5 protein-coding genes and 1 pseudogene are annotated in these 5,390 nt (G+C 62.8%); 1 reads left to right on the plus strand and 5 read right to left on the minus strand.

What is annotated here, in order from left to right; all coding sequences use genetic code 11:
- The 5 genes and pseudogenes from SOP85_RS30620 to SOP85_RS30640 all read right to left on the minus strand — a co-directional run.
- Positions 1 to 387: pseudogene (locus SOP85_RS30620) on the minus strand (DNA topoisomerase IB); the annotation flags it as partial.
- A gap of 76 nt (positions 388 to 463) precedes the next feature.
- Entirely contained in the window at positions 464 to 1,543 is a 1,080-nt protein-coding gene (modC, locus tag SOP85_RS30625; protein WP_323629352.1) for a molybdenum ABC transporter ATP-binding protein, read from the minus strand.
- 3 nt (positions 1,544 to 1,546) lie between these two features.
- Entirely contained in the window at positions 1,547 to 2,227 is a 681-nt protein-coding gene (gene modB, locus SOP85_RS30630) for a molybdate ABC transporter permease subunit (protein ID WP_323629353.1), read from the minus strand.
- Positions 2,228 to 2,995, minus strand: coding sequence for a molybdate ABC transporter substrate-binding protein (modA, locus tag SOP85_RS30635; protein ID WP_323629354.1), 768 nt, complete (start codon positions 2,993 to 2,995; stop codon positions 2,228 to 2,230).
- Between the two features lie 132 nt (positions 2,996 to 3,127).
- Positions 3,128 to 4,192: an NAD(P)H-dependent flavin oxidoreductase gene (locus SOP85_RS30640; RefSeq protein ID WP_323629355.1), complete on the minus strand. Its 1,065-nt coding sequence runs from the start codon at positions 4,190 to 4,192 to the stop codon at positions 3,128 to 3,130.
- 120 nt (positions 4,193 to 4,312) lie between these two features.
- Between SOP85_RS30640 and acuI the strand changes: the two genes are divergently transcribed.
- Positions 4,313 to 5,296: an acrylyl-CoA reductase (NADPH) gene (acuI, locus tag SOP85_RS30645; RefSeq protein ID WP_323629356.1), complete on the plus strand. Its 984-nt coding sequence runs from the start codon at positions 4,313 to 4,315 to the stop codon at positions 5,294 to 5,296.
- The last annotated feature ends 94 nt before the right edge of the window (positions 5,297 to 5,390 follow it).

Below are 5,390 nucleotides of genomic sequence, written 5' to 3' on the forward strand. Positions count from 1 at the left end.
CATGACCTTGTCGCGACTGAAACCCGGCGCCGCCAGCAAGGCTTCCAGTTGTTTGCGCAACTTCGGCAGGGCCAGGCCGAAATCCCGCAGGCGTGAATATTTGTCGCTGTCGCGCACTTCTCGCCAGCGCGGGTGATAGCGGTACTGCTTGCGCCCGCGGGCGTCGCGGCCGGTGGCTTGCAGGTGGCCGCGCGGGTCGGTGCAGATCCACACGTCGGTGTAGGCCGGTGGGACCGCCAGGGCATTGATGCGCTGGATCTCCTCCGGGTCGACGATGCGCTGGCCCGAGGGCTCGAAGTAGCAGAATTTGCCGCGCAGTTTCCGGCGGGTAATGCCCGGCTGGGTGTCATCGACGTAATGCAGGTCACGGGGCAGTGCATCGGGCATGGCGGTTGTCCTGGGCGAGGGATCGAGGGGCCGTTACAGCCATTGACCCCAGGCCGCGGCAGTCGTGCCAACGACGTTACGCCAACACGGCCACGGCCTTGATCTGGGCCCAGAGGCGTTGGCCCGGGTGTAGGTTCAAGTGATCCCGGGAATAGCGGGTGATACGCGCCAGCAATGGGCTGCCCGCGGCATCCAGGCGCACCAGTACATGGGCGCTGTTGTCGGCGGCCATTTCACTGACCACCGTGACCGGCAGGCGATTGAGGATGCTGCTTTGTTCGTCGCCGTGCAGGCTCAGGCTGACGTCCCGCGCCTGAACCTTGCAGCGCAGCGCCTGGCCCGGTGCCATCGGCGTGTGGGCCACGCGAATATTCAGGTCGGTGTCCGGCAGTTGCAAGGTCAACAACTGGTAGTGGGCGTCATAGGCCGCGACATGCCCCTGGATCACCACGCCGGCGTCGTCCCCCAGCGCCAGCGGCAAGTCGAGGCGGGCCAGGGTCTGGCCGATGGGGCCGCTGGCCAGCGCCTTGCCGTCGCTGAGCAGGACGATGTGGTAGGCCAGTTGCGCGACTTCGTCCTGGGAGTGACTGACATACAGCACCGGGATGTCCAGCTCATCGTGCAGCCGTTGCAGGTAAGGCAGGATCTCGCTTTTGCGTTGAGCGTCCAGCGCGGCCAAGGGTTCATCCATCAACAACAGCGTCGGGCTGGTGAGCAGCGCGCGTGCCATGCCCACGCGCTGGCGTTCGCCGCCGGACAGGTGCTGCGGATGGCGATCGAGCAGGTGGCTGATGCCCAGCAGTTCGGTTGCGTGTGCCATGTCGACCCGGCGTAGTTGCCGGGGAATGCGCTTGAGGCCGAACTGCAGGTTGGCCAGCACCGACAGGTGAGGAAACAGACTGGCTTCCTGAAAGACGTAACCCAGCGCACGCTTGTGCGGCGGGACGAAAATCCCCTTGTCGCTGTCTTGCCACACTTCATCGTTGACCAGGACAAACCCCTGGTCGGCCCGTTCCAGCCCGGCGATGCAGCGCAGGCAGGTGGTCTTGCCAGACCCGGAGTGACCGTACAGCGCCGTGACCCCTCGGCCGGGCAACTGCAGGTCGACATCGAGGGCGAATCCCGAATAGCTCAACTTCAGACGCGTGTGAATCATCGATCAGCTCCAGCCCGCTTTGGTTTTACGGCTGGAGTACAGCACCAGCAACACCGCAAAGGAGAACACCAGCATCACGCCCGCCAGCCAATGGGCCTGGGCATATTCCATGGCTTCGACGTGATCGTAGATCTGCACCGAAACCACCCGGGTCTTGTCGGGGATGTTGCCGCCGATCATCAGCACCACGCCGAATTCGCCGACGGTGTGGGCGAAGCCGAGGATGGCCGCCGTGATGAAACCGGGGCGGGCCAGGGGCAAGGTGACGCTGAAAAAGCTGTCCCAGGGACCGGCGCGCAAGGTCGCGGCCACTTCCAGAGGGCGGGTGCCAATGGCGGAAAAAGCGTTCTGCAGCGGCTGGACCACGAACGGCATCGAGTACAGCACCGAGCCGATCACCAGGCCTGCAAAACTGAACGTGAGGGTGCCCAGGCCCAGGGATTGAGTGAACTGGCCGACAAACCCATGGGGGCCGAGCGCCAGCAACAGATAAAACCCGATCACCGTGGGTGGCAGCACCAGGGGCAGGGCGACGATCGCCCCGACCGGGCCGCGCAACCAGGATTGGGTGCGCGAAAGCCATAACGCCAGCGGAGTGCCAACCAGCAACAGGATGACGGTCGTCAGGGACGCCAGTTTCAGGGTCAGCCAGATGGCGGAAAAGTCGGCACTCGTCAGCGACATTTAGATTTGGTAACCGTAGGATTTGATGATGGCAGCGGCTTTTGGCCCCTTCAGGTAGTCAACCAGTGCCTTGGCGGCCGGGTTGTCCTTGCCCTTGTTGAGGATGACCGCGTCCTGTTTGATCGGGTCGTGCAGGTTGGCCGGAACGATCCACGCCGAACCGCTGGTGATCTTGCCGTGCTTGTAGATCTGCGACAGGGCGACAAAACCCAGTTCGGCGTTGCCGGTGGACACGAACTGGTAGGCCTGGGTGATGTTCTGGCCTTCGACGATCTTGTCCTTGACCTTGTCGGTCAGGCCCTGCCTGGCCAGTAGCTGGGTCGCTGCCAGGCCGTAGGGAGCGGCTTTCGGGTTGGCGATCGACAAATGCTGATACGTGTTATCGGCCAGCACCTTGCCCTGGGCATCGACGTAACCTTCCTTGGCCGACCACAGCGCCAGGGTGCCGACGGCGTAGGTGAAGCGCGAGCCCTTGACGGTGTCGCCTTCGGCTTCAAGTTTTTGCGCGGTGGTGTCGTCTGCCGAGAGGAACACTTCGAACGGCGCGCCATTCTTGATCTGGGTGTAGAACTGGCCGGTGGCACCGAACGCAGTCACCAGCTTGTGCCCGGTGTCCTTCTCGAAATCGGCGGCGATGGCCTGGATCGGCGCGGTGAAGTTGGCAGCGACAGCGACCTGCACCTCGTCCGCCTGGGCAGAGCCGAAGGCAAACACGGCAAGCACGCTCGCCAGGCAGGTGGGTGCAAAACGTGAGGCGCGAAGGGTCATGAAACGGCTCCGTCATGGGCAGGTGTTGCGAGGGGTGATTCGTTATATAGATGAATATATAGCGAAATGCCTGTAAACGGAATGCGTTGCAGCGCGGTTATGGTGAGTGAGGTTGTCACTCGCCACAAACCCTCAGCGATGTAGCAATTTCGCCAAGCCTTCTTCGGCCAGGCGCCGGGTCAGTTCAGCGCTGCTCAACTCGACGCCCAGGGTAAACGCCTGCCCCGCCCAGAGGTTACTGAAGTCTGCCTCGCCTTTGGCGCGCAACGGCATCAATGCACCGCCCGCGAGGGGGAAGCGCGGTGCCTGGGCGCTCATCGGTCCGAGTTCGCGCATCACCCGATTGATAATCCCTCGCGCCGGACGCCCGGTGAAAATATTGGTGAGCGCCGTCTCGCTTTCCCTGGCGGTGCGTAACGCCTTGTGATGCGAGGCGCTGACCTTGGCCTCAGGCGTGAACAGGTACGCCGTGCCCACTTGCACCGCTGAAGCCCCCAACATGAACGCCGCCGCCACACCTCGCGCATCGGTTATGCCACCAGCGGCAATCACCGGCACTTTCACCGCGTCGACGACCTGCGGTACCAGGGCGAAGGTGCCAACCTGACTGCTCAGGTCATCACTGAGAAACATGCCCCGGTGTCCGCCCGCTTCGTAACCCATGGCGATGATGGCGTCGCAGCCATGCTGCTCGAGCCAGATGGCCTCTTCGACCGTGGTGGCCGAGGACAGCACTTTTGCCCCGGTGGCTTTCACTCGATCCAGCAGGGATTTTTCCGGCAGGCCAAAGTGGAAACTCACGACTTCGGGCCGCAGCTCTTCGACCACTGCGCAGGCTGCCTCATCGAATGGCGCGCGATTGGACACCGGCGTCGGCGCATCGAAGTCGACACCCAGTTCGCGATAATAAGGTTGCAGCAGGTTCTTCCAGTCCCGGGCGCGTTGCTCGTCCACCGCCGGTGGTTGATGGCAGAAGTAGTTGACGTTGATCGGGCGCTGGCATTCTTGACGGATGCGCTTGAGCTCTTCGCGCAATTGCTCGACGCTCAGCATGGCGGCAGGCATCGAGCCGAGGCCGCCGGCGTTGCTCGCCGCAATGACCATGTCCGCAGTGGTGGCACCAGCCATGGGGGCCTGGATGATTGGCAGATCGATCCCAAGCAGGTCAAGCAGACGAGTATCTGGCCATTGGCTCATTTCAGCAGTCCTCCGTCGTTGATAGCGGTCCATCATATTGGCTTAAAGTCGAGTACGGTATTTTTTTGCGATATGGTATTTAAATCCCACCACAACGGGTGATCTCACCAGGAGGCAGCAATGTTCCAAGGTATTTTGATCGACAAAGACGACAGCGGTTACCGGGCCACACTGCAACAGATCGAAGAAGAACAGCTGCCCGAGGGCGATGTGACGGTGCGTGTGGCGTACAGCACGCTGAATTTCAAGGATGGCCTGGCGATCACCGGCAGCAGCCCGGTGGTGCGAAAATTCCCGATGGTGCCGGGGATCGATCTGGCAGGAACCGTCGAAGCCAGCGGGCATCCGGACTACAAGGTCGGTGACAAAGTCCTGCTCAATGGCTGGGGCGTGGGCGAAGGGCACTGGGGCGGTCTGGCGCAAAAGGCCCGGCTCAAGGGCGAGTGGCTGATTGCGCTACCCGAGGCCTTCACTGAAGCACAGGCAATGGCCATCGGCACGGCGGGCTACACGGCGATGCTGTGCATCATGGCGCTGGAGCGCAACGGTGTGACGCCCGATCAAGGTGAAGTACTGGTTACCGGTGCCAACGGCGGTGTCGGCAGTTTCGCCATCGCCTTGCTGAGCAAGCTGGGCTATCGGGTGGTCGCTTCCACCGGTCGCCTGTCGGAGCACGAATACCTCAAGCAGCTGGGCGCCAGCGAAATCATCGACCGCGCCACCTTGTCCGAGCCGGGCAAGCCCTTGGCCAAGGAGCGTTGGGCAGCAGTCATCGATTCGGTGGGCAGCCACACCCTGGCCAACGCCTGTGCCAGTACCAAGGCCGAAGGCACCGTCGCTGCCTGCGGTCTGGCCCAGGGCATGGATTTTCCGGCCTCCGTCGCGCCCTTTATCCTGCGTGGCGTGACGCTGGCCGGGATCAACAGTGTGACTCAGCCGAAAGCCCGGCGTGTAGAGGCGTGGGGGCGTTTGGCCAGGGATCTGGACTTCGACCTGTTGCCATTGATCAGCCATGAAATCGGATTGAGCGAAGCGATCGATGCGGCGCCGCGCCTGCTGGCGGGGCAATTGCGTGGGCGGGTGGTGGTGGATGTGAATCGCTGACTGGAAGATCGCCGGCTAGCGGCCAATACAAAACATTGTAGGAGCCCGGCTTGCCGGCGAAGGCGTCCGTCAAATCGCCTTCGCCGGCAAGCCG

The sequence above is a fragment of the Pseudomonas sp. YuFO20 genome (assembly GCF_035064975.1).
Classification (GTDB): Bacteria; Pseudomonadota; Gammaproteobacteria; order Pseudomonadales; family Pseudomonadaceae; genus Aquipseudomonas; species Aquipseudomonas putida_AE.

What these genes read in the sequence shown, in the direction of transcription:
- modC (WP_323629352.1), bottom strand. Translation starts at nt 1,543, where the DNA reads ATGATTCACACGCGTCTGAAGTTGAGCTATTCGGGATTCGCCCTCGAT.
- modA (WP_323629354.1), bottom strand. Translation starts at nt 2,995, where the DNA reads ATGACCCTTCGCGCCTCACGTTTTGCACCCACCTGCCTGGCGAGCGTG.
- modB (WP_323629353.1), bottom strand. Translation starts at nt 2,227, where the DNA reads ATGTCGCTGACGAGTGCCGACTTTTCCGCCATCTGGCTGACCCTGAAA.
- acuI (WP_323629356.1), top strand. Translation starts at nt 4,313, where the DNA reads ATGTTCCAAGGTATTTTGATCGACAAAGACGACAGCGGTTACCGGGCC.
- SOP85_RS30640 (WP_323629355.1), bottom strand. Translation starts at nt 4,192, where the DNA reads ATGAGCCAATGGCCAGATACTCGTCTGCTTGACCTGCTTGGGATCGAT.